Raw genomic sequence first — 23,288 nt, forward strand, 5'->3', positions numbered from 1 at the left:
GCGCCATAGCCAAGGTGACGGGCCATTTGGCCCCTTGTTTCTAAGGCGCTGAAGCCATGCCACCCGATTGTCGAACATCAATGATTCCAGCCGCCTGTCCGACCTATCCTGCGACGCTGCGACCATGCTGCCCGGATATGGCGGGGCGACGGTGTCCTCAGTGCGGGGTGTCTTTGGCAAGGGCGCATCGGGCCGGCGTGACCTTAAGGTGGGTCCCGCCTGCCCGTTGGTAACAGGAGATGGTAACGCGATGGATCAAGAACGTATCTGGTATGTGGTCATGAATTCCAACCGCGCCCGCATTCTGCGTGGCTTGCCCGAACCGCACGCGCCCGCGGCGTCTGAGCTGTCTTTGCAATCGCGTCACCTGAGGCTGCGGGATCATTTGCAAGACAAGCCGACGCGCAGCTTTTCCTCCGGCTCGCCCGGACGGCGTTCGGCGGTGGAACCTTCGTCTGATCCGCTGCGCGAGGACCTCTTGCGGTTTTTGCACGATGTGCAGGATTTTCTGGCTGGAGAGCGGCAAGCCAATGCCTTTGACACTTTGGTGGTGGTGGCCCCAGCCGAAATAATCGGTCTTTGGCGTCAGGCGCTGCACGAGCCCTTGGCCTCGGTGATCCGGGCCGAGCTGCGCAAGAATCTGATCCATCTGTCGGCCCATGACCTGATCGAGGTGCTGCGCGACACGCCCAAGACAGTTGCGCCGCCCGGTTGACCGGGCGGCGGCTGGTGGTGGGTCTTTCGATGCGGCGATCCGGCTTTAGGACACCCGAACGGCTGCTCCATTCGGCTTCAGATCCGAGGCCGGACGCGCGGTCAGCTTGGGCCCAAGCGCCCGTGCTCCCCATTCCCAGCCCTTTGCCAAAAGCGTCTCTTGCAGCCGTTCATCGTCATAGCCCTTGGCCAACAGACGCAGCCGCGTCGGGTCGCAAATCTCCACCAGATCCGGCGCCAGCAACAAAATCGCGCGCCGCCCCTGCAATTGCTGCAAAGACCGGCACAGCGTTTCTACGGTCATCTCTAAAAGCGAGGCCAGATCGCGCCGACACAAGACCAGCCGCATACGCACATTCCCCGGCCCGCGCCGGGCTGGCATTTGCAGGAACAGCCAATGGGCAACCTTTTGCACCGCATTGCGTGACCGCAGGGCCGCTTGGGCAAAGTGGTGCTCTTGCAAAAGCCGGTTTGTCGCCTCGCTATGGCGCCGTGCCGCCATGGGCGATGTCCGCATTGCCTCGGCCAAGAGGCCGCGGGGCATCCAGCACAGCGAGGTCTGGGTCGCGGCTTGCCACGAAAAGGCAGAGTCAATCGTAAAGGGGTCGCCCACCATTTCTCCGGGATACAACAGCTGGATCAGATGTTCCTCGCCGTTGGTGTCGTTCAGGACGATCTTCACCAACCCCGTCTGAATGATGCCCACGCGGTTGGCGGCCTCCCCTTGGCGCAGGATTGGCACCCCCGGGGCGAACTGCGACTGAGTGCTGCGCGCGGCAATTTCATCCGAGAGCGGCGCCTCGAACCAACTGCAAAGACCGGCTTGCTGAACAGGGCATGAGGCAGCACAGCCGCGCGTGGCGGCAAACGTTTGTTTTGAAATATTCATTGTATCCCCCAAAGGACAGAAAAGCAGCCCGCAACCGTTAACTGTAAGCACTAGGGTGAAACTTAGGCTGGAAACAGATTCCGCGAATTGAATGCAACCTGCCAGATTGCGGGGTGGATCGGCAATTTGGGAATTGTGCAGAATTGTACGCGCTGGGCGATATTGCCAAGGGATCTATCTTTCGGGATACTTGATAACGCCTTTCGATATTTCATTTTTCACACTTGGTGGACTGGGGGGAACGATGCAGACTCTACAGGACGCTGACCCTTGGTGCGCGGCTTTGGCCGCGCTGGTGGATCAGACACCATGGGCGGTGGCTCTGGTAGATCCCCGCCTGCGGGTCTTGGCGTCCTCGCCACATTGGATTGACCGGAAAGAAGCCGTTTTTCCTTCTGAATTAGTGCCTTACACGGCGTCGTCCACGTCCGCTCTCCCTGCGCGCAACCCGTCTCCGACGGATTTGCCGGAACCCTGGATCAAGGTTATCCGCCGTGGGCTTGCCGGTGAGACGCTGGATTATGACCGCCGTGACGCGTGTTGGACCAACGGTCAATCACCGGGTCCGGGCTGGCATGTCCGGCCCTTGCGCGATTCGTCGGGCACCATTTTCGCCGTAGCGGTCTTCATCGACTCGATGTCTCCCCCCCCGCAAGCCAAGGAGGATATCGACAGATTGAATGACCGCTTGCGGCAGGTCACCTCGGCCATGTCGGTCGCCATTTTCGAGTATGAGTTCAAGACCGGGATCTCGATCATTTCTGATGAGCATCTGGCATCCCTAAACCTGACGCGGGATCACCTGCCTGCCACGCCCGTGGACTGGTTTGATCTCTTGCGCCCACTTGATCCGGACGCCTATTGGCAACAGTGGAAGCGCGCTATGTCGCCAGAAGGCGAGGGGCGGTTCTCTTTCGAAGTGCGTCCGCTTGTGAATGGCCAAGAGCGGCAGATGGAGTTGCAGGCGCACGTGCGCTTCTCTGGCCAAGGCCCCGTGCGGCAGCCCGAACGGATGTTTGGCATGCTGGTCGATCACACCGAGAACCGGCGCATGCAAGCGGCCCTGTCGCGCGCCCAACGGCAAGAGACCGTGGGCCGCATGGCCGGCATGGTGGCGCATGATTTCAACAACATCCTTACCGTGATCTTGGCCAATATCGAACTGGCTGAGTTGCGCACGGCAGACCCCGAACTGCACCAGCTCTTGCGCAATGCCACCAATGCCGCCGAAATGGGAGCCAGCTTTAACAAGCGGCTTTTGGCGCTGGCGGGTGGGCACCGGACACAGGTGGCTGCGCTGCCGGTGGCGGTCGATGAACACATTGCCCGAACTTGGGCGGTGTTCCAAAGGGTGCTGAGTGATGAGTTATCTTTGGTCTTTCACCCCGGCGCTCTCAATGCCGTGGTCGCCATCGACCCCGCCGAGATTGACGGCGCCATTCTGAATCTGGTGATGAATGCCCGCGATGCCCAGCCGCAAGGTGGCACCATCACGCTTGAGACAAGCTGCGTCCTGTCCCCTTCGGCCTCGGCCAGACGGCCAAAGCCTGCGGAACGTCCCTTTATCCGCATCACAGTGCGCGATCACGGTGTCGGCATGCCGAAAGAGGTCCTCGACAGGGTGATAGAGCCATTCTTCACCACCAAAAGCGGGAGCCATGGCAATGGGTTGGGCCTGACCAGCGTGGTCTTGTCGGCTGAACGTGCGGGTGGGTTCGTCGACATCCAATCCACCCTCGGCGTCGGCACCGAAGTTTCGGTTTGCCTGCCGGTGATCGATGTGCCCGCGGCCGCCGTGCAGAGCCGCAGCGAGGATTATCCCTTCGGCAATGGCGAGTTGGTGCTGGTGGTCGAGGATGACCCCCATGTCCGCGAGGCGGTGATGCAGCGGCTGGAGGCCATCGGTTATGCGGTGCTTGAGGCTGCGAATGGCGAAGCTGGCTGGAAGTTGATCGAATCCGGCGAACCTTTTGACCTTGTGCTGTCAGATGTGGTGATGCCGGGGGCCTTGTCCGGTTATGATCTGATCCGCAAGGTCAAGGCCAAGTATCCCGGGATCGCAACGCTCCTGACCTCTGGCCACGTCTCAGCCGCGCTGCGCGATCTGGATGCGGCGGATCCCAAGGTCAGGCTCTTGTCCAAACCCTATTCGCTGCGCGACATGGCCGAAGCCGTGGCCCAAGCCCTTAGGCAGGTTCGTGAGGCGATGTGACCAATCCGTCCAGCACATAGCCCACACCCCGTACAGACCGGATCACTGAGGGTGCGGTCTGGCACTGCTCCAGCTTGCGGCGCAGCCGGGCGATATGGCCATCGATCGTTCGGTCGTAAGGCGACCAGTCGCGGCCATGCAGGGCTTGCGAAATCTCGTCCCGGGTCAGAATACGCCCGGGAAAGCGCGCAAAAAGATCCAGCAACCGCCGTTCAAGCCCGGTCAACTCGGCGATCACCTCGGCGAATTGTGACACAACACCGGACGGTGCCACCGCGATCTCAAGGTCTGGCACCGCTGGCTTGTCGCGGTTCAACGCGCCGCGATAGCGGGCGAGTGTGTTGCGGATGCGCAAGACCACTTCGCGGATGTGAAAGGGCTTCACGATGTAATCGTCGGCCCCATGCTCCAGTCCGGTGACGCGGTCAATTGGATTGGCCTTTCCGGTGATCATCAGGATCGGGATGTTCCAGCGTTTGCGTAGTTCGCGCGCGATGGCCAACCCGTCATCTGCGCCCAGCGCCAAATCCAGCGTGATGAGATCCACGTCCAGCGTTTCAAGACAGCCGATCATGCCCGCGCGGTCGGCGGCCTCGGCCACTTCCCAACCTTCCGCTTGCAGTCCTGCGCGCAACACATTGCGAATTGCGGCGTCGTCATCGACGACCAAAATCCTGCCGGCTGTCATCGCGTTCGTCCTATTCATTTTGAAGCCCCGACTGTTGTCGGACAATCGAAAATACACCTTTCAAAACAACGCAGATCACTTGGAAACAGACACTCAATTCGCAGATTTACCGCAACCCTGATGTCGCATGACGGCAGATCAGCGCAAAGTCAGCATCAAAAACAACTCACGAGCCCAGATCAGGCCCCAATACGTCCACCCCATCAGCCCGAGCAATAAAACCATTAACACAGCTCATGGCCTCGACTTCAAGTCTCAACGCCGGACCAACCTGACGCGATACGCCGCGGTCACCCTAGCCAGCCGTGACTGGGATCTTGCGATCCGCACTGCGGCCCTTGGCAGATTTCGGCAGTGACACGGTCAGCACGCCCTTGGCTGATGTCGCCTCAATCTTTGCCTCATCGACATTTTCTGGCATGCGGATCGCGCGCTGAAAGCTGCCCCAGCGCCGTTCGCTGACGTGATAATCTTGCTCCGTGTCCTCGGACTCTTCGGTCTTCTCGCCCGCAATCACCAGCATGCCATTGGCGATGGTGATGGTCACGCCGACCGGGTCAATGCCCGGAATCTCGAGCCGTACGGCATAGGCGGTGCTGGTCTCGGTGACATCCATGGCGGGGACCAGTCGTTCTGCGCCAGCCAAGCCCAGCTTGGGCTGATCGAACCACCGGCCCAATTCCTGGCCGCTGAACAGCCGATCAATCTCGTCGCGCAGCCCGATGAGGGGCGACCAAGGGGCAAGACCCGTCGCGCGGCTTGGCTGGGGAAGGGGGTCTTGCCGGGTGTCAGAGGTTCTGGGTTGTGCCATCTTGGTGTCCTTTCTGCTTGGCTCTCGCGCCAAGTTGAAGCCACGGGCCCACCGTCCACATCGCAAAAGGCCGAACCGGGCGCGCGTTCTCGAACTGTGCGATGTGTCACAAGAACCCAAGTGTTTCGGCTTTAATTGGGCCCTTCATTGATGACCGACAATGGCGGAGCAAATTCTTCGCCGCTCAGGTGTGATGCGTCCACCGGACCTTAGGCGCGCAAGGTAAACCCGCGCGCCAGATGGTTGCGCACCAGCCAGATCATCGCCACCCCCGGCACAAGCGACAGGCAGGTCATCGCCATCACCATCCCGATATCGGTCTGGAAGGTGAACATCGCATTGATCGCCATGGTGATCGGCTTGCCCGCCGTCACGGTCAGAATGCGGGCGAACACCACCTCGACCCAGCTGAAGATGAAACAGAAAAACGCCGCCACTCCGATGCCCGGCGCGATCATCGGCACGAGATGGCGGAAAAAGAACGAAGGTCCGGAATGGCCATCGATAAAGGCGGTTTCATCAAAGGCGCTGGGTACGGCGCGAATGAAGCTTTCCAAGATCCAGATCGTAATGGGTAGGTTGAACAGGCAATGCACCAACGCAATGCCAAGGGGCGAATTCACCAGCCCCAGTTTTGAAAACAGGATGAAGATCGGCAAGGACAGCACCACCGGCGGTGTCATGCGAAAGACAAGCATTGCGAGTAGGAAGTGGCGGTCTCCCAGAAAGCGGAACCGCGCCAGCGCATAGGCGGCTGGCAGACCCACCCCGATGCACAAGGCCACGTTCAGGCAGACGTAGACGGCAGAATTGATCATCGCTGCGCGCAGTTCTGGTGCGGCCAGCACGTCGGCATAGTTCATCAGCCCCACCGCGCCCGCCGCAACTCCGTCCTTTTCCAAAGTGACGGTAAAGCTCAGCAGCACCGCCTGCACCAGTGGCAGAAGGATAAACACGGCCAGCGCCGCCCCGCCCAGCACCCGCATCATGGCCGATCTTCCTGTCTGCGGGTGACCACCACAAAAACATAGGTCACCGCCAGCACGATTAGAAAATACAGCGTCGCCCGCGCTGCCGCCTGCCCATAGGAAAAGCCCTTGATCTCTTCGCCCAGTTCCAAGGACAAGAACCGCGTCGCGTCATTCGGGCCCCCGGCATTGATCGTAAAGGCCTCGGTGTAGATCATGAAGCTGTCAACAAAGCGGATCAGGATCACGATCGCCAAGGCCCCCGACAGGCGCGGCAATTCGATGTGGCGAAAGATGGCCCAACGCGAGGCCCCGTCAATTACGGCTGCCTGCCGATATTGCGGTGGAATGGCCGACAGCCCGGCATAGGACAAGATCACCACCAGCCCGAGCCAGTGCCACGTGTCCATCACCAAGATAAGCGCCCATGTGTGCAGCGCGGTGAACTTGTAATCAAACCCCACCGCCGCCAAGCCCGGCCCCAGTAGGCCCGACTGCGTGTCGATCATGCCCAGCCACAGCATCGGGATCATGTTCCACGGCACCACCAAGGGCAGCGCGCACAGCATCAATCCCCAGATCGCAAAGCGACCAAAGCCCAAAAGCATCAGCGCAACGGCAATCCCCAAGGGCAGCTGGATGGCCAGCGTCAGCGCCGAAAACAAGAGGCTGCGGCCCAGCGAGGCCAAGAACCGATCAGACCCGAGAATGTCAGCAAACCAATCGAAGCCCACCCAATGCACATCGCTCAGCGAAAAGATGTCGTGAAAGCCGTAATTCACCACAGCAAGCAGCGGCAAAAGCCCGATCACCGCCAGAAGCAGGCAGGCTGGAAGCACAAGGATCAGCGCCCATTTGCTTTGGCTTTGCATCACAGGCACCTCGGCCGTTGACCAAGCCAAATGCGCGGCGGTTCAGGCGGCACGGCGCAAAGCATCCAACAGCGCCGCATGGGGCAGCACCACGGGGTTGCCCTTGGTGGAGGAGGCGCCAAGGGCGGCCTCGGCGGTTTTCTCTTGCCAGTCTGGCGCAAAGCCCATCGCGGTCAGCCCCGGAAGCCCGGCCGCTTTGGCCCAATGCGCCAGCGTGTCAGGGGCGTCCTTGGCGGTACCGCCCAAGTGCTCGGCAATCGTGGCAAAGACCACGTCCAGCCGCCGCGCGGCCTCGCTTCCCGCCTCGGCATGGTCGCGATTGACCCGCAGGATCGGGGCGAGCAGCGCGCCGCATACCGCCCCATGCGGGGCAGGGCAGAGCCCGCCGATCACCCCTGCCAGCCCATGCACCGCACCAAGCCCCGCATTGGCCAAGGCCAGCCCGCCCGACAGGCTGACCCATGCCAGCGTGTCGCGCGCGCCCTTGTCCTCACCCTGCCGCAGCCGTTGCAGCGCCATCAGTCCCACGCCAATCGCCGGAGCAGAAATCGCATCCGTGTAGGGCGTGGCCTTCACCGACACGAAAGGCTCAATCACCTGCGTTACCGCATCCAGCCCCGAGGCCAGCGTCACCGCCCAAGGCGTGCCATCGGTCAAGGCAGGATCCACAATCGCCAGCCGCGCCAGCATCCGGTCATCGCGCAAGGAGACTTTGCGGCCATGGTCGGGCAGGCCGATCACAGCGTTTTTCGTGGCCTCGGATCCGGTGCCTGCTGTGGTGGGGATCGCGATGAAGGGCAGGGGGACTTCTGTGAGGGGCAGGCCGCGGCCCACCACCTCCAGATGGTCCATCGGCCCAGCTTTGGCCGGGATCAGCCCGGCCAGCGCCTTGGCCATATCCAGCACCGACCCGCCGCCCAACCCCAAAACCCAATCGGGCGCATGCGCCCGCGCAAGCATCAGCGCCTCTTCCAGCATGGGCAGGCTTGGTTCGGCAGCGCATCTGATCGTGAGAATGCCGTCTTGCCCCACGCCAAGATCGGCCAAAAGCCCCGCCAACCGGGCCGGGTTCGCGCCATGCACGATCAGCCCCCGCGTGCCAAAGCCGCGCAGAAGGGCCGGGGCCTTACCCGCCTCACCGCGCCCGAACAAAATGCGACCGGGGCTGGTGACCGCAAAGGGCGTCATACCGACATGGTCGCAGCCACCGCCCGCCCCCAGCGCGCGTATTTGGCATCGCGGATGGCGGGGTCAATGGCGGGGGTAAAGCGCCGCTCCAGCGCCCACGAACTTTGGAATTCCTCCGGCGGCGCGCAAAGCCCGGCCTGAAGGCCCGCCAGATAGGCCGCACCCAGTGCCGTGGTTTCGGTCACCACCGGGCGGTCTACCGGCGCGCCCAGAATGTCGGACAGAAACTGCATCGCCCAATCTGAGGCGGTCATGCCGCCATCGACCCGCAAGATCCCTTCGGCCGACGTGCCCCAATCGGCACGCATCGCCTCAAGCAGATCGCGCGTCTGGTAGCCCACGCTTTCCAAAGCCGCCCGTGCGAGTTCCGCCGGGCCGGAATTTCGCGTCAGCCCGTAAATCGCGCCCCGACAATCGGGCCGCCAATAGGGCGCGCCAAGGCCGGTGAAGGCTGGCACCAGAATGACATCCTGCGACGGGTCCGCCGCATCCGCCAAAGGCTGGGTTTCCTTCGCCTCGCGGATGATCTTCAGCCCGTCGCGCAGCCATTGCACCACGGCGCCGGCGATGAAGATCGACCCTTCCAGGGCATAGGTCGTCTGGCCGTTCAGGCGGTAAGCAATGGTGGTCAAGAGCCGGTTGGTCGACGGCACCATCTGGTGACCGGTGTTCAAAAGCGCAAAGCAGCCCGTCCCATAAGTCGATTTCATCATGCCGGGGCGGAAACAGGCTTGGCCGACAGTGGCCGCCTGTTGATCACCCGCCACCCCAAGGATCGGGATTTCATAGCCAAAAAGATCCGCCCGCGTGACGCCGTAATCGGCCGCGCAATCGCGCACCTCTGGCAACAGCGCCATCGGAATATCCAACAGCCCACAAATCTCGGCATCCCACTCATTGGTGGCGATGTTGTAGATCATCGTGCGCGCCGCATTGGTGGCGTCGGTCGCATGCACCCGTCCGCCGGTCAGCTTCCAGATCAGGTAACTGTCCACCGTGCCAAAGGCCAACTCGCCCCGCTTGGCCCGGTCGCGGGCACCTGGCACATGGTCCAGCATCCACTTGATCTTGGTGGCCGAGAAATAGGGGTCCAGCAAAAGCCCGGTGCGCGCGGTGATCATCGGCTCATGGCCCGCCGCCTTGAGCGCATCGCAGGTGTCGGCGGTGCGACGGTCTTGCCAGACGATGGCGCGGTGAATGGGCTCACCCGTGGCGCGGTCCCAGATCAGGGTTGTCTCACGCTGGTTGGTGATGCCGATGGCGGCAATGTCGCGCGCACTGATCCCGGCCTTTTCTATGGCCGCCCGCGCCGTGCCAGCAACGGTGGACCACAGATCGGACGGGTCATGTTCGACCCAGCCCGAGGCCGGGTAATGCTGGGCAAACTCCTCTTGGGCGACCGCCCGCACCTTCAGATTGGCGTCAAACAGGATCGCCCGCGAGGAGGTGGTGCCCTGATCGATGGCAAGGATATGGGTCATGCTGTGATCGGTCCGGTCTGCTGTCATGCTGGTGGAAACACTTGCCCAGATGTCGGGTGCGGCGCAAGCCGCGCATCCGCAGCCAGTGGTTCGACAAGATTGACAGGAAAGAAAGAGGGGCGGGCGCAAAAATGCGCCCGCCCGCCTAAAACATCAGTTCTGCCAGGACTTGATCAGCTCGTCATACGCGATGGTCTCGCCTTGGGGCTTTTCGTTTTCCAACTTGGCAACCGGCGAACCGGGTTCGTCCAGCCAGACCTGTGCGTCCTGCGGTTCGTTCATCTTCGGGCCGATGTCGCCCTGAACGCCAGCACGCTCGATCCGCTCGAGCACCTTTTCCTGCTCCTCGCACAGGGCATCCAGTGCTTCTTGCGGGGTCCAGCCAGACCGAAAGCTCGGCCCCCGGCGCGAGATCATGCACCCCATGCACCAGCCCAACCCAGCGGTCGGGACCATGATGAAGGTGCAAAAAGGTTTCAGACCCGGTGATTTCCGTCACCCCCAGCGTGCAACGAAACTCCACCGCTTGGGCAGAGGGGCGGTTCAGATGCAGGTGATTGGCTCGGAAGCCCGCAAGATAGCCCCCATCGGCAAGCCCGGCAAAAGCGCCCTTGGCCGGGGCTGTGGCATCCAGCCCCAAGGTCATTTGCGCGCCGGCCTTCGTGCATGGCACGAAATTCATCGGCGGGTCCGAGAACACCCGCGCCGTGGTGGCATCCGCAGGCTGGCGATAGACCTCGGGCGTTGGTCCGAACTGGGTGATGCGCCCCTCCCACAGGGTGGCAGTCTGGCCGCCCAACAACAGCGCCTCTTCCGGCTCGGTCGTGGCATAGACAAAGATGGCGCCCGAGGCTTCAAAGATCCGGGGGATTTCGGCACGCAATTCCTCGCGCAGCTTATAGTCGAGGTTGGCCAAAGGCTCATCCAACAGGACCAGTCCTGCGCCTTTGACCAAAGCGCGCACCAGCGCGCAGCGCTGCTGCTGGCCACCCGAAAGCTCCAAGGGCTTGCGCGTCAGCATCGGTGTCAGCTTCAGCATTTCGGCGGTTTCGCGCACCGCGCGGTCAATCTCGGCGTTGGATTTGCCCATCAACCGCAGGGGCGAGGCGATGTTGTCGTAAACCGTCATGGCCGGATAATTGATGAACTGCTGATAGACCATCGCCACCTTGCGGTCCTGCACCCGCTGGCCCGTCACATCGGCCCCATGCCACAAGATCCGCCCGGTGGACGGCACATCCAGCCCCGCCATCAGCCGCATGAGCGAGGTCTTGCCCGACAGCGTCGGCCCCAAAAGCACGTTCATCGTGCCCTTCTCCAGCGTGAGGGTCGTGGGCTGGATATGGACCTGCCCCTTGACCACCCGGCTGACTGATTGCAATTCCAGCGCCATCCGTCCCCCTTCATTCCGCCGCGGGGCTGACCGCCCCGTGACCTTCCGCGCTGGCCATATAGGCATCCAGCGCGGCCATCTGATCTTGGGTCATCCGCAGGCCCAGCTTAGTGCGCCGCCAGACTACATCGGCGGCTGTGCAGGCAAATTCATGGGCCATCAGCCAGCGCACCTCGGCCTCGGTCAGCGTCGCGCCAAAGTCGCGGCCCAGATCGGTGGCCTTGCGCGCATCGCCCAAGACGGCCGCCGCCTCAGCGCCGTAAGCGCGGATCAGCCGTGCTGCCCAATAGTCGGTCAAGAACCCGAACCGCGCCTTGAGCGATGCTGTCAGCGCAGGCACGCCGTCATGGGCAAAATTGCCCCCCGGCAGCGCCACCCGCGCGGTCCACGGGCCCTTGGCCTGCGCAAAGAACGGCTGCAGCTTTTCCAAGGCCGATTCCGCCAGACGCCGATAGGTGGTGATCTTGCCGCCAAACACGTTCAGCAAGGGCGCGCCGTTGGTGTCCAACGACAGCACATAATCGCGTGTCGCCGCCGTGGCCGATTTCGCCCCGTCATTGTACAGCGGCCGCACCCCGGAATAGGTCCAGACCACATCCTCGACTGTCACCGGTCTGGCGAAATACTGGCTGGCAAAGTTCAGCAAATAATCGCGCTCTTCATCGGTGCACACAGCGTCTTTGGGCGCGCCCTGATGATCCTTGTCGGTGGTGCCGATCAGGGTGAAGTCCTGCTCATAGGGCACGGCAAAGATGATCCGCCCATCGGTGCCTTGGAAAAAATAGCAGCGATCGTGGTCATAAAGCTTGCGCGTCACGATATGGCTGCCGCGCACCAGCCGCACCCCTTCGGACGAATTGATCCGCGCCACGTTGCGGATCACGTCTTCGACCCAAGGCCCGCCGGCATTGACCAAGGCGCGGGCGCGATAGTGGTGCCGCCCCTGCGGCCCTTCGGTTTCGATCTGCCACAGACCGTCAAGCCGGTTGGCCGAAATGACGCGCGTGCGCGTCATGATCTGCGCCCCCCTCTCGGCCGCATCGCGGGCGTTCAGCGAGACGAGCTTGCTGTCCTCGACCCAGCAGTCGGAATATTCATAGGCATGGCGGAACCGCGTTTGCAGCGCTGCGCCTGCCGGATCGCGCGTCAGGTCCAGCGTCCGCGTTGCGGGCAAAATCTTCCGCCCGCCCAGCGTGTCATACAAGAACAGCCCCAGCCGGATCAGCCAAGACGGCCGCCGTCCCTTCATCCACGGCATCAGCCGCGCCATCAGTCGCCCGGTGGGCGTGTCGCCCTCAAACCGCATATCGGGGTGATAGGGCAGCACAAAGCGCATCGGCCATGAGATATGGGGCATGGCGACCAAGAGGGTCTCGCGCTCCTCTAGCGCCTCACGCACGAGGCGGAATTCGAAATACTCGAGATAGCGCAATCCGCCGTGAAACAGCTTGGTCGAGGCCGACGAGGTTGCCTGCGCCAGATCGCCCTGTTCGGCCAGCACCACCGACAGACCCCGGCCCGTGGCGTCGCGGGCTATCCCGCAGCCATTGATGCCGCCGCCGATAATGAAAAGATCGGCCACATCGGGCCTGGTCTTCGTGGACACTCCGGTTTCCTCCCCTGCGGCGTCAAGATGGGGCGAATCGCGCTTCGTCGTCAATCATTCTTTTTCGTTTCTGATAAAATGGACTAAAACCGAACATTTTCGATTGCAAGTTACAGGTAATTTCCTGAAACAGCACCACTTCTGCGCGAAGCGCCTATTTTCGCATCTCTACGCGCTGCGATGCAGCGAGGGTAGTCGTGCAGATGCGGCGAAATTTCCAGCTTGATCGTCCGGTTCGGTTTGGCGAAACTCGACGACCAAGAGCGAAGTAAAAGGAACATTCCGTGGCGCTCAGCTTTCGCCAAAGTGAGATTCTGGAAATTGCCCGCGCCGAAGGCCGCGTGGTGGTGGAGGATTTGGCCCAACGTTTCGATGTGACGCTGCAGACCATCCGCCGTGACCTGACTGAACTGGCGGATCTGGGGCATCTTGACCGCGTGCATGGTGGGGCGGTGCCAAAAACCGGCGTGGCAAATCTGGGCTATGAACAGCGCCGCCGGATGAACGAGGCCGCCAAGACCGCCATTGCCCGCACCTGCGCGGCGGCGATCCCGGAGAACTGCTCGCTTATCATGAACCTTGGCACCACGACCGAAGCCGTCGCGCGTGAGCTTTTGGGCCACCGCAATTTGACCGTGGTGACCAACAACATGAACGTCGCCAATATCCTTGCCGCCAACTCGGGCTGCGAGATCATGGTGGCGGGTGGGGCGCTTCGCCGGTCGGACGGCGGGCTTGTGGGGGAATTGACCACCCAGTTCTTTGAACAGTTCAAGGTCGATTATGCCGTGATCGGCGCCTCGGCGCTGGACCGCGACGGCGATCTGCTGGATTTTGATCTGGCCGAGGTGCGGGTGTCCAAGGCGATCATCCGGCAGGCGCGCAAAGTGTTTCTGGTCTGCGATCATTCCAAACTGGACCGCTCGGCTCCTGCGCGACTGGCCTCGCTGTCGGAAATCACCACGGTCTTTACCGATCAACCCTTGCCACGCGATCTGGCGCTGAAATGCAGCGAATGGGGCACCGAGGTGGTGGTCGCAACCTCCCCCATTTAACCCCTGCGCCCGCTGGAAATTCTGCGGCCAAAATCGCCGTTTGATCCCCCCGCCCCCCCATGTTAGCCCCTTGTGCGATTGATTCCCCGGGGCGGCTGCGCGTGTACAAGCTGGAAGAAGAGACCGACGCCGACTGGTGGGAGGTGGAGGCGCTTTACGACCTGTGCTTCGCGCCGGGGCGCACGGCGCTGTCGTCCTACCGTCTGCGCGACGGAGTGCCCACAGTGGCCGCCTTGTGTCTGGTTTTGCGCGACGATGATGGCACCTTGGCCGCCGCCATCCGCTATTGGCCGGTCGAGGTGGCGGGTGAGGATGTGCTGCTGCTTGGTCCTGTGGCGGTTCACCCCACACGGCAGGGTGAGGGGCTGGGCGGTCTGCTCATCAACGAAAGTCTGGCCGAGGCCCGGCGTCTGGGCTGGGAGCGGGTGGTCTTGGTGGGTGATGCGCCCTATTACGGCCGCTTTGGCTTTGCCATCCTGACGGGTGTCGTTATGCCGCCCCCCACCAACCCCGACCGGGTTCTGGGGCTTGCACTGAAAACCGGCGCTTGGGCGGGGGTTGTTGGCCCGGTGACCAAGGCGACCGGGGTCTGATCCCCAACTTGTCGCGCTTGTGGTTATTCACGGCCATCATCTTGCAAGGGGTGCCGACCGGGGCCACATTGCCCTCATGACCGCAAACCTGCCCGCCCTGCCAAGCCCTGACCTTGACCGCGATATCGCGGCCCTTGCGCGTGCCGCCAAGCGGGCCAATGGCCCATTGATGGCGCTTGTGAACAAGCTTGGCGGCAGCGTGGATCAGCAATTGGCCCTCCTGCCCCCCAGCCTAAGGGCTGAGGTCGAACGCGTCACATCTGCCGCACTCATGGCGGCGCACGGTCTTGCGGGCTTTGGCGGTGAGGCGGGCGGGCGCGGCACCATGATGGCTGTTATGGCCACCGGGGCGGCAGGCGGGGCAGGGGGGCTTGTCACATCCATCGCTGAATTGCCGGTCACGATCACCGTCATCCTGCGCGCCATCCGCGCCGAGGCGGTGAAGGCCGGCTTTGACCCGAATGAGCCGGGCGTGCGCGCCGCCTGTCTGGAGGTTTTTGCCGCCGGCAGCCCCTTGGCCGCCGATGACGGGGTGAACACCTCGTTTCTCTCGGCGCGTCTGACCCTGACCGGTCCCGCGCTGCAAGGGGTGATCGCCACCGTCGCCCCGCGATTGGCCGCCGCCTTGGGCCAGAAACTGGCCGCGCAGGCGGTACCCGTGCTGGGCGCGGTCAGTGGGGCGGCGCTGAATGCCGCCTTCCTGCGCTATTACCGCGAAGTGGCGCGCATCCGCTTTGCGCTCATGCGTCTTGCCGTGCAGCACGGCGGGGCCGCCGTGGCCGCCCGCTTTGCCGAAGCCACCGCCGCCCCACGCCTAAGCCGGAACCGCTGATCCGGTCTGAGCAGCGCAGACGCCCTTAGACGCCGCCGTCGCCCGCGCTTCGCGTCACAGTCAAGCCGCTTTGTCGTCGTCGTTGATACTGTAGCGGTCAATGACCCGCGCCTGCGCCATGAAGAAGGCGAACATCACCACCGGCGTGCCAAAGGTCTCCAGATTGACCCAAGCCTCGGTCGACATCAGCCGCCAGACCGCCTCATTGGCCGCCGCCAGCACAAAAAAGAACGCGGTCAGACGGCGCGTCAGGATCATCCAGCCTTCGCGCTGCAGCGGCAAAGCCTGGTCCATCACCAGCGAGAGATAGGACTGGCCCCGCAGAAGCCCGATGCCCAAAATGGTCCCAAAGGCCACGTAAACCAGCGTCGGCTTCATCTTGAGAAAGCGCTCATCCTTCAACCAGACCGAAATCCCACCCAGCACAACCACCAGCACCAGCGTTAAGATCTGCATCCGCGACAGCGTCCCGGTCAGCGCCCAATAGATGCCAGAGGTGATCATGATCATCACGATCAGGGCTGCCGTCATCACCAAAAAGCCCGAGTATTCGGAGCCACCGATCAGATAGGTCTGGCCCTTCGTCATGGTGAAACCGATAAAGAACAAAAGGACCGGCCCCAGTTCCAGCGCCGTTTTCACCAGCGGATTGATCTTCCTGACTTCAGCCATCGCGTCCGTTCCCTTGATGTCAAAATGCGCCACACCGCCACGGGCGGGGCGTTAGGTGTCTAAGCCCACCAGCGCGCGGGCGAATTCCTGCGGATCAAAGGGCGACAGATCGTCAATCTGCTCGCCCACGCCAATCGCATGGATCGGCAGGCCAAACTTATCGGCCAAAGACACCAGAACCCCACCTTTGGCCGTGCCATCGAGCTTCGTCATCACCAGACCCGAAACATCGGCGATCTTGCGGAAAATCTCGACCTGCATCACCGCGTTCTGCCCGGTGGTAGCATCCAAGACCAAAAGCGTGTTGTGCGGCGCGCTGGGGTCGACTTTGCGGATCACCCGCACAATCTTGGCGAGCTCCTCCATCAGATCGGCGCGGTTTTGCAAGCGACCTGCGGTGTCGATCATTAAGAGATCCGCGCCCTCAGCCTGCGCTTGGGTCAGCGCGTCAAAGGCAAGGCTTGCGGGATCCGATCCTTCGGGCGCGGTCAGGACCGGCACGCCCGCGCGCTGGCCCCAAACCTGCAACTGTTCCACCGCAGCGGCGCGAAAGGTGTCTCCGGCGGCAATCACCACTTTTTTCCCGGCGGCGCGGAATTGGCTGGCCAGCTTGCCAATGGTCGTGGTCTTGCCAGAGCCATTGACCCCCACCACCAAAACCACCTGCGGCTTTTGCGGATAGAGCGGCAAGGGCCGCGCCACGGGTTCCATGATGCGGGCCACCTCATCGGCCAAGGCCTGCCGCAACTCGGTCGCGCCGATCTTCCGTCCAAAGCGCCCTTCGGCGATATTGGCCGTGACGCGGGTGGCGGTTTCGACCCCCAAGTCGGCCTGAATGAGCAGATCTTCAAGGCTTTCCAGCATCGCATCATCCAAGACGCGGCGCGGTTCTTCGGTCTTGCCAAAAAGGCGCCCCAGAAGGCTTGGCTTGGCCGGCTCGGCGGCGGACTGCGGTGCAGCGGCAGTTGCGGACGCCTGCATAGGGGGAGTGGGCGGGACAGGGGGCGGTACCACATCGGCCGCCGCAGCCGCAACCTCACCCGGGACCTCTGGCACGACCTCTTCCGCAAGCTCAGGCGCTTCGGCCACCAAAGCGTCCAGCCCCTCGCCGATCTTGTCCGAGGATCGGAACATCCGTTCCTTGAGTTTCTTGAAGAAGGACATGGGCAGGTGCCTTTGGCTGTTTGTCATCACCTAGTCAATTTGCGCCCCAAGGGAAAGGGTCTCGGCGGCAAAGTGCTGGGACTTGGCCGCGCAGGGCCATGGCATTTTTCCGCACCTTGCGGCAAATTCCCGGCTGTTCGCCCCGATTGACCATGCTAGCTTTGGCCAAATGCGTGATTTGACGAAAAACCCTTTGCCGATGATCCTTTTCGCGCTGGCCTCTGCCAGCCCGCTGCTGCTCTTTGCGCTTGGTATCGGGGCGGGTGGGCTTTGGGCCTTTGCGGGCCTTGTCTATATGACCGCGCTTGTGGCGGTGCTTGACCAGATCAAGGGCCTTTTCATGGGGGATGCGCCCGCAGGCGCCGAGTTTCCCGCCGCTGACGGATTACTCTTCGGATTGGCCTGCGGCCACCTCATCGCGCTGCCCATCGTCGTCTGGGCTGTCGCCGGGGACAGCGGGTTGTCGGGTTGGCAGCGCGCTGCGCTGATGCTGGGGGCGGGGCTGTGGTTCGGTCAGGTTTCAAACCCCATGGCGCATGAGTTGATCCATCGCGGCAACCGCGCGCTCTATGGTCTTGGTGTTACGGTCTACACGAGCCTGCTTTTCGGCCACCATTCCAGCGCCCACCGCCTTGTGCATCACCGCCACGCCGCGAGCGCCGCCGACCCCAACTCGGCCCGTGCGGGTGAGGGGTTCTACCGCTTTTTCCTGCGCGCATGGGGCGGCAGTTTCCTGCGTGGCTGGGCCGAGGAAAACGCGCTACGGGCGCGGTCGAAGGCAGGGCGCGGGCTGCATCCTTACGCTGTTTATCTGGGCGGCGCGGCGCTGACACTGACGGTTGCAGCGTTCTTGGCGGGGGGCTGGGGCCTTGTTGTCTGGGTGGCGCTGGCGCTTCACGCGCAACTGCAACTGATGCTGTCAGATTACGTGCAACACTACGGCCTGACCCGTGCAACCCGTGACGATGGGCGGCTGGAACCCGTCGCCGGGCGCCATTCCTGGAACGCGCCGCAGTGGTTTTCCTCGGCCATGATGCTGAACGCGCCCCGCCATTCCGACCACCACGCCCACCCCGCGCGGCCCTATCCCGCATTGCGCTTGCCTGACGCCACCGACGCCCCGCACCTGCCCTGGCCCTTGCCGGTGGCCTGTACCTTGGCGCTGTTCCCGCCGCTGTGGAAACGCGCGATCCGCCCGCATCTGGCGAAATGGAAAGCCGTATGAGGCGCGCAACCCTTCTCGCCTGTCTGGCCTGCCTGACCGCCCCTGCGCTTGCCGAGACCGCCCTTCCCGGCGGCCCACCGCTTGACGCCCGCGCCTTTGATGCCCTGACCTTGGGCAAGCGGATGGACACTTACGACCCGTTCACGCTCTACGGCATCGAAGAATTCCTGCCCGGTCAGCGCGCCATCTGGAAAGACGCCACGGGCTGCAAATCAGCCATTTGGGACCAGGTCGGCGAACAGATTTGCTTTTCCTACGAAGACCGCCCAGATGAGCCCGACTGCTGGATCTACAACATCCATCAAGGCGAATTGTGGGGGTGGTATGAGGGCAGGGACGACGGCCCGGTCGTGCGCCTTGTCCCGGCCAATAGCCCCATGCAGTGCGAGTTTGTGGGGGCATAAGCCCCTAGAACAAACTGCCCTGATCCGGCCCGCCCTCAGCTTTGCCCTTGCGCGGCGCGCGCGGACCCAGCGCCAGTTTGCCATCGGCAAATTCGATCTCAAGACTGGCGCTGCGCTCGGCCCCGGCCTTGGTCGTCACCACCTCGCCCTCGCCGCGCACCACGGCAAAGCCGCGTTTCAGGGTCTCGCGGTAACCCAAGGTGAGCCGCGTGCGGTCGGTCTGCTCCAACCGCGCGACAAGATCGACCAGCCGCCGCGCCGGTGCTGCGTGCAACCGGCTGTCCAACGCCGCCAGCCGCTCACGGTCGCGCCCGATATCCCGCGCCGCGCCCGACATCAGCCGCGCCAGTGCCGGCTCCAACCGCGAGGCCCATTTGTCCATCTGCCCGTGCTTGCGCTCCACCGCCAAAGCGGCGCGGTCACCAAGCCGCTGGGCGCGGGTCTGCAAATCAGTGGTCTTGATGGCGATCAGACCGACCAGCGTCTCCACCCGCAGCCGCGCCGCGCGCTCAAAGGCCGCGCGCTTGCGCGCCGCCGCCATACCCAAAGCGCCCCCGAGGCGGCCGGACCACAGGTCCAGCCGCTGCGCGGGCTGCGCCAAAAGCGTCTCCAGCCGTGGCAGGGCGCGCGCCAGATCGCGCAGGCGCTGGCCGCGAACATTGGCACCCTGTGCCACAGCCCGGCTTTGCCGCGCGCCCAAGGCATCCAGCCCCGCCAACAGCTCCAACCGCACCGGCACCGCCAGTTCCGCCGCCGCCGTTGGGGTTGGCGCGCGCAGGTCGGCGGCATAGTCGATCAGCGTGGTGTCGGTCTCATGCCCCACAGCCGAGATCAGCGGAATCCGAGAGGCCGCCGCCGCGCGCACCACGATTTCCTCGTTGAACCCCCACAGATCCTCCAGACTGCCGCCCCCCCGGGCTACGATCAAAAGATCCGGCCGCGGGATCGGCCCTCCCGGCTCCAGCGCGTTGAACCCGCGAATGGCCGCTGCAACCTCAGCCGCGCAGGCCTGACCCTGCACGGCGACCGGCCAGATCAGCACGTGGCGCGGGAACCGGTCGCGCAAGCGGTGCAGGATATCGCGGATCACCGCGCCCGAGGGTGATGTGACCACCCCAATCACGCTGGGCAAATAGGGGATAGGCTTCTTTCGACCTGCGTCAAACAGCCCCTCGGCCCCGAGCGCCGCCTTGCGCTTCTCCAGCATGGCCATCAAGGCACCCGCCCCGGCTGGCACCACATCGTCGACGATCAACTGATACTTCGACTGACCCGGAAAGGTGGTCATCTTGCCGGTGGCAATAACCTCCATCCCCTCCTCAGGCCGGGTCTGCATCTTGGCAAGCTGGCCCTTCCATGAAATCGCGGCAATCACGCTGCGATCATCCTTCAGGTCGAAATACAAATGCCCCGAGGCCGGACGGCTGACGCGCCCCACCTCGCCGCGCACGCGCACCAGGCCAAACTCGCCCTCGATCACCCGTTTGACCGCGCTTGACAGTTCCGACACGGTGTATTCGGGCTGGTTGCTCACAGGTGCGGCGTCTTCGAACATGTCCATCGGCGCTTGCCTCCTTTGGGGGGGAACCTTATGACGCGGGCACGGCAAAGGCAAAGGGGCGACCGATGAATATCCTGATCCTCGGCAGCGGCGGGCGCGAACATGCGCTGGCTTGGGCGGTCAAGCAAAACCCTAAATGCGACCGGCTGATCGTGGCGCCGGGCAATGCCGGGATCGCGCAACTGGCTGAGGTGGCCGATATCAATATCCTTGACGGCGCCTCCGTCGTGACCTTTTGCGAAGAAAATGCCATCGACTTCGTTATCATAGGCCCCGAGGCCCCCTTGGCGGCAGGCGTTGCCGATGCCACCCGGTCGGCGGGGCTTTTGACCTTTGGCCCGTCTGCCGCCGCCGCGCGGCTTGAGGCCTCCAAGGGCTTCACCAAGGAAATCTGCGACGCCTGCGCTGCCCCCACCGCCGCCTATGCTCGCTTCACCGAAGCCGCTGCGGCACGGGCCTATGTCACGGCTCAAGGCGCGCCGATTGTGGTCAAGGCCGATGGCTTGGCCGCCGGCAAAGGCGTGATCGTGGCGATGACTCTGGACGAGGCGCTTGCCGCCATCGACGACATGTTCGGTGGCGAATTTGGCGCGGCCGGGGCCGAAGTCGTGATCGAGGAATTCATGACCGGCGAAGAGGCGTCATTCTTCATCCTCACCGATGGCGTAAACGCCCTTCCCATCGGCACCGCCCAAGACCACAAACGTGTGGGCGACGGCGACACCGGGCCGAACACCGGCGGAATGGGGGCCTATTCTCCTGCGCCGGTGCTGACCGATGCGATTGCAGCCCGCGCAATGTCAGAAATCGTGCTGCCCACCATCCGTGAAATGGCCCGGCGCGGCACGCCCTATCAGGGCGTCCTTTATGCTGGCCTGATGATCAAGGACGGGCAAGGGCGGCTGGTGGAATACAATGCCCGCTTTGGCGATCCGGAAACCCAAGTCCTCATGATGCGCCTTGGCGCACAGGCGCTGGATATGATGCTGGCCTGCGCCGAGGGCCGTCTGGATCAGGCGCAGGTGAACTGGGCCGACGATCACGCGATCACCGTTGTCATGGCCGCCAAGGGCTATCCCGGTTCCTATCAGAAAGGCAGTGAGATCCGCGGCCTGACCCGCTTGCCCGAAGACAGCCGCCATATGGTTTTCCATGCTGGCACCACCGAGAAAGACGGCCGCATCTGTGCCAATGGTGGCCGCGTGCTGAACGTCACCGCGCGCGGCGACAGCCTGGCCGAAGCCCGCAACCGCGCCTATGCCATGATCGACCACCTCGACTGGCCCGAGGGCTTTTGCCGCTCGGACATCGGGTGGCGCGCCCTTTGACCAGACCGGGCAGGGGGGCCGTCTGCCCCCCTCTGGCCTGCGGCCATTCACCCCCCGAGAGTATTTGGAAAGGCGCAAATCAAAGATCGGCTCAGCCCCTGATTTGCGCCTTTTGAAATACTCTGGGGGGTGAGCGCGGCACGCGCGAGGGGGGTAAAGCCCCCCTACGCCGGCGGTAAAAGGGTGCAACACCGGAAAGAAAGGGCCCAAGGCGTGGCAGATGGGCAGGTTTGGCCTCTTGCAGGGGGCGTGCGGGGGCCCTAAAGAAGCGCCGGATTTGCTGGCTGCGGGAGATACCCATGCCGTTATTGGTGATGAAATTCGGTGGCACCTCGGTGGCGGATCTCGACCGCATCGCCAATGCCGCCCAGAAGGTGCAGCGCGAGGTGGAACGCGGCTATGACGTGATCGTCATCGTCAGCGCCATGTCGGGCAAGACCAACGAGCTGGTGGGCTGGGTCGAAAAGACCTCGCCGCTCTATGATGCGCGCGAGTATGATGCCGTTGTGGCCTCGGGTGAGAATGTGACGGCGGGCCTGATGGCGCTGCGGTTGCAGGAAATGGGCATTCCAGCGCGGTCATGGCAGGGCTGGCAGGTGCCGATCAACACCACCTCCGCCCATGGCTCGGCCCGCTTCATGTCGATCCCGGCTGACAACATCACTGCCAAGTTTGCCGAAGGCTTTAAGGTGGCGGTGGTTGCGGGCTTTCAGGGCCTTTCGGCCGAGGGCCGCATCACGACGTTGGGCCGGGGTGGTTCTGACACCACCGCTGTGGCCTTTGCCGCCGCCTTTGGCGCCGAGCGCTGCGACATCTACACCGATGTCGACGGTGTCTATACCACCGACCCGCGCATCTGCGACAAGGCGCGCAAGCTGGACAAGATCGCCTTCGAGGAGATGCTTGAGCTGGCCTCGCTGGGTGCCAAGGTCTTGCAGACCCGATCGGTCGAGCTTGCCATGCGCTACAAGGTGCGCCTGCGGGTGCTGTCCTCATTCGAGGATACGGATGAGACTTCTGGAACTCTGGTCTGCGACGAGGACGAAATCATGGAATCGAAAGTTGTTTCTGGCGTCGCCTACAGCCGCGACGAGGCGAAGATGACGCTGGTTAAGGTTGAAGACCGCCCCGGCATCGCCGCGGCCATCTTCGGCCCCTTGGCCGAGGCTGGGGTGAATGTGGACATGATTGTCCAGAACATCTCGGAGTTGGACGACCCCTCCGACAAGCGCGCCTATACCGACATGACCTTCAGCCTGCCCACCAATCAGGTGGAGCGCGCGCGCAAGGCCATGGAAGAAGCCAAGGGGGCTGGCAAATTCACCTATGGCAAGCTGGTAACCGACACGGATGTGGCCAAGATTTCCGTCGTCGGCATTGGTATGCGCAGCCAAGTTGGGGTGGCCGCCAAGATGTTCGCCGCTTTGGCGGCTGAGAATGTGAACATCAAGGTGATCAGCACTTCGGAGATCAAGATATCGGTTCTGATCGACCGTAAGTATATGGAACTTGCCGTGCAGGCGCTGCATGACGTGTTCGAGTTGGACAAGGCCTGAGGCCAGCCGCTTTGCAGTGAAAACCCCCGGTCGCAGCGCTGCGACCGGGGGGTTTTCTTTGCACCCGCGTCGCGGG

General features: G+C 63.1%; 21 protein-coding genes. 9 read left to right on the top strand and 12 right to left on the bottom strand.

Features of this window, described 5'->3' with window-relative positions; translation table 11 throughout:
- Nucleotides 1-67 precede the first annotated feature (67 nt).
- The gene (locus tag AC72UB_RS11525) at nucleotides 68-715 is read left to right on the top strand and encodes a host attachment protein (RefSeq protein ID WP_505189913.1); all 648 of its coding nucleotides are present in this window, start codon (nucleotides 68-70) and stop codon (nucleotides 713-715) included.
- A gap of 45 nt (nucleotides 716-760) precedes the next feature.
- On the opposite strand, the gene AC72UB_RS11530 is transcribed toward AC72UB_RS11525, so the two are convergent.
- Nucleotides 761-1,603 carry a Crp/Fnr family transcriptional regulator gene (locus tag AC72UB_RS11530; protein ID WP_505189914.1) on the bottom strand — a complete coding sequence of 281 codons (843 nt, stop codon included), beginning with the start codon at nucleotides 1,601-1,603 and terminating at the stop codon, nucleotides 761-763.
- Between the two features lie 463 nt (nucleotides 1,604-2,066).
- Here AC72UB_RS11530 and AC72UB_RS11535 point away from each other — a divergent pair, with 463 nt between their 5' ends.
- A complete protein-coding gene (locus AC72UB_RS11535) occupies nucleotides 2,067-3,815 on the top strand; it encodes an ATP-binding protein (RefSeq protein WP_505189915.1) in 1,749 nt (582 codons plus the stop codon).
- On the opposite strand, the gene AC72UB_RS11540 is transcribed toward AC72UB_RS11535, so the two are convergent.
- The 8 genes from AC72UB_RS11540 to glpD all read right to left on the bottom strand — a co-directional run bounded on the left by AC72UB_RS11540 (nucleotide 3,790) and on the right by glpD (nucleotide 12,822).
- A complete protein-coding gene (locus AC72UB_RS11540; RefSeq protein WP_505189916.1) occupies nucleotides 3,790-4,503 on the bottom strand; it encodes a response regulator transcription factor in 714 nt (237 codons plus the stop codon). The two genes, AC72UB_RS11535 and AC72UB_RS11540, sit on opposite strands and share 26 nt — an antisense overlap.
- A gap of 295 nt (nucleotides 4,504-4,798) precedes the next feature.
- Complete coding sequence (locus AC72UB_RS11545) at nucleotides 4,799-5,314, bottom strand: Hsp20/alpha crystallin family protein (protein WP_505189917.1); 516 nt, start codon at nucleotides 5,312-5,314, stop codon at nucleotides 4,799-4,801.
- Between the two features lie 209 nt (nucleotides 5,315-5,523).
- The gene (locus AC72UB_RS11550) at nucleotides 5,524-6,303 is read right to left on the bottom strand and encodes a carbohydrate ABC transporter permease (RefSeq protein WP_505189918.1); all 780 of its coding nucleotides are present in this window, start codon (nucleotides 6,301-6,303) and stop codon (nucleotides 5,524-5,526) included.
- The gene (locus AC72UB_RS11555; RefSeq protein WP_505189919.1) at nucleotides 6,300-7,154 is read right to left on the bottom strand and encodes a carbohydrate ABC transporter permease; all 855 of its coding nucleotides are present in this window, start codon (nucleotides 7,152-7,154) and stop codon (nucleotides 6,300-6,302) included. The genes AC72UB_RS11550 and AC72UB_RS11555 overlap by 4 nt, the downstream gene beginning before the upstream one ends.
- Nucleotides 7,155-7,196: 42 nt before the next feature.
- On the bottom strand, nucleotides 7,197-8,342 hold the full coding sequence (locus AC72UB_RS11560) for an iron-containing alcohol dehydrogenase (RefSeq protein WP_505189920.1): 1,146 nt from the start codon (nucleotides 8,340-8,342) through the stop codon (nucleotides 7,197-7,199).
- Nucleotides 8,339-9,823 carry a glycerol kinase GlpK gene (gene glpK, locus AC72UB_RS11565; protein WP_505189921.1) on the bottom strand — a complete coding sequence of 495 codons (1,485 nt, stop codon included), beginning with the start codon at nucleotides 9,821-9,823 and terminating at the stop codon, nucleotides 8,339-8,341. Before glpK ends, AC72UB_RS11560 begins: the two co-directional genes overlap by 4 nt.
- Nucleotides 9,824-10,004: 181 nt before the next feature.
- Nucleotides 10,005-11,216, bottom strand: coding sequence for an ABC transporter ATP-binding protein (locus AC72UB_RS11570; RefSeq protein ID WP_505189922.1), 1,212 nt, complete (start codon nucleotides 11,214-11,216; stop codon nucleotides 10,005-10,007).
- 10 nt (nucleotides 11,217-11,226) lie between these two features.
- Nucleotides 11,227-12,822, bottom strand: a complete 1,596-nt coding sequence (glpD, locus tag AC72UB_RS11575) for a glycerol-3-phosphate dehydrogenase (RefSeq protein ID WP_505189923.1) — start codon at nucleotides 12,820-12,822, stop codon at nucleotides 11,227-11,229.
- Nucleotides 12,823-13,106: 284 nt separating this feature from the next.
- Here glpD and AC72UB_RS11580 point away from each other — a divergent pair, with 284 nt between their 5' ends.
- The 3 genes from AC72UB_RS11580 to AC72UB_RS11590 all read left to right on the top strand — a co-directional run bounded on the left by AC72UB_RS11580 (nucleotide 13,107) and on the right by AC72UB_RS11590 (nucleotide 15,302).
- On the top strand, nucleotides 13,107-13,877 hold the full coding sequence (locus AC72UB_RS11580) for a DeoR/GlpR family DNA-binding transcription regulator (protein WP_463289762.1): 771 nt from the start codon (nucleotides 13,107-13,109) through the stop codon (nucleotides 13,875-13,877).
- A gap of 101 nt (nucleotides 13,878-13,978) precedes the next feature.
- Nucleotides 13,979-14,470 carry a GNAT family N-acetyltransferase gene (locus tag AC72UB_RS11585; RefSeq protein WP_505189938.1) on the top strand — a complete coding sequence of 164 codons (492 nt, stop codon included), beginning with the start codon at nucleotides 13,979-13,981 and terminating at the stop codon, nucleotides 14,468-14,470.
- A 76-nt stretch (nucleotides 14,471-14,546) separates the two neighbouring features.
- Nucleotides 14,547-15,302: an EcsC family protein gene (locus AC72UB_RS11590; RefSeq protein WP_505189924.1), complete on the top strand. Its 756-nt coding sequence runs from the start codon at nucleotides 14,547-14,549 to the stop codon at nucleotides 15,300-15,302.
- A gap of 60 nt (nucleotides 15,303-15,362) precedes the next feature.
- Here the strand turns inward: AC72UB_RS11590 and AC72UB_RS11595 are convergent, their stop codons facing one another.
- Both AC72UB_RS11595 and ftsY read right to left on the bottom strand, forming a co-directional pair.
- On the bottom strand, nucleotides 15,363-15,974 hold the full coding sequence (locus tag AC72UB_RS11595; protein ID WP_463289764.1) for an inner membrane-spanning protein YciB: 612 nt from the start codon (nucleotides 15,972-15,974) through the stop codon (nucleotides 15,363-15,365).
- A 51-nt stretch (nucleotides 15,975-16,025) separates the two neighbouring features.
- On the bottom strand, nucleotides 16,026-17,138 hold the full coding sequence (gene ftsY, locus AC72UB_RS11600) for a signal recognition particle-docking protein FtsY (protein WP_505189925.1): 1,113 nt from the start codon (nucleotides 17,136-17,138) through the stop codon (nucleotides 16,026-16,028).
- A 169-nt stretch (nucleotides 17,139-17,307) separates the two neighbouring features.
- Here ftsY and AC72UB_RS11605 point away from each other — a divergent pair, with 169 nt between their 5' ends.
- On the top strand, nucleotides 17,308-18,363 hold the full coding sequence (locus tag AC72UB_RS11605; protein WP_505189926.1) for an alkane 1-monooxygenase: 1,056 nt from the start codon (nucleotides 17,308-17,310) through the stop codon (nucleotides 18,361-18,363).
- Nucleotides 18,360-18,767 carry a hypothetical protein gene (locus AC72UB_RS11610; RefSeq protein ID WP_505189927.1) on the top strand — a complete coding sequence of 136 codons (408 nt, stop codon included), beginning with the start codon at nucleotides 18,360-18,362 and terminating at the stop codon, nucleotides 18,765-18,767. The genes AC72UB_RS11605 and AC72UB_RS11610 overlap by 4 nt, the downstream gene beginning before the upstream one ends.
- 4 nt (nucleotides 18,768-18,771) lie before the next feature.
- On the opposite strand, the gene xseA is transcribed toward AC72UB_RS11610, so the two are convergent.
- Nucleotides 18,772-20,328, bottom strand: a complete 1,557-nt coding sequence (xseA, locus tag AC72UB_RS11615) for an exodeoxyribonuclease VII large subunit (protein WP_505189928.1) — start codon at nucleotides 20,326-20,328, stop codon at nucleotides 18,772-18,774.
- 65 nt (nucleotides 20,329-20,393) lie between these two features.
- Between xseA and purD the strand changes: the two genes are divergently transcribed.
- Together purD and AC72UB_RS11625 are read left to right on the top strand one after the other, a co-directional pair.
- Entirely contained in the window at nucleotides 20,394-21,656 is a 1,263-nt protein-coding gene (purD, locus tag AC72UB_RS11620) for a phosphoribosylamine--glycine ligase (RefSeq protein ID WP_505189929.1), read from the top strand.
- Between the two features lie 299 nt (nucleotides 21,657-21,955).
- Nucleotides 21,956-23,212, top strand: coding sequence for an aspartate kinase (locus AC72UB_RS11625; protein ID WP_463289770.1), 1,257 nt, complete (start codon nucleotides 21,956-21,958; stop codon nucleotides 23,210-23,212).
- Nucleotides 23,213-23,288: the final 76 nt, after the last annotated feature.

The organism is Allotabrizicola aquatica (SeqCode) (assembly GCF_965194375.1).
In the GTDB taxonomy this organism is placed as follows: Bacteria; Pseudomonadota; Alphaproteobacteria; order Rhodobacterales; family Rhodobacteraceae; genus Tabrizicola_A; species Tabrizicola_A aquatica.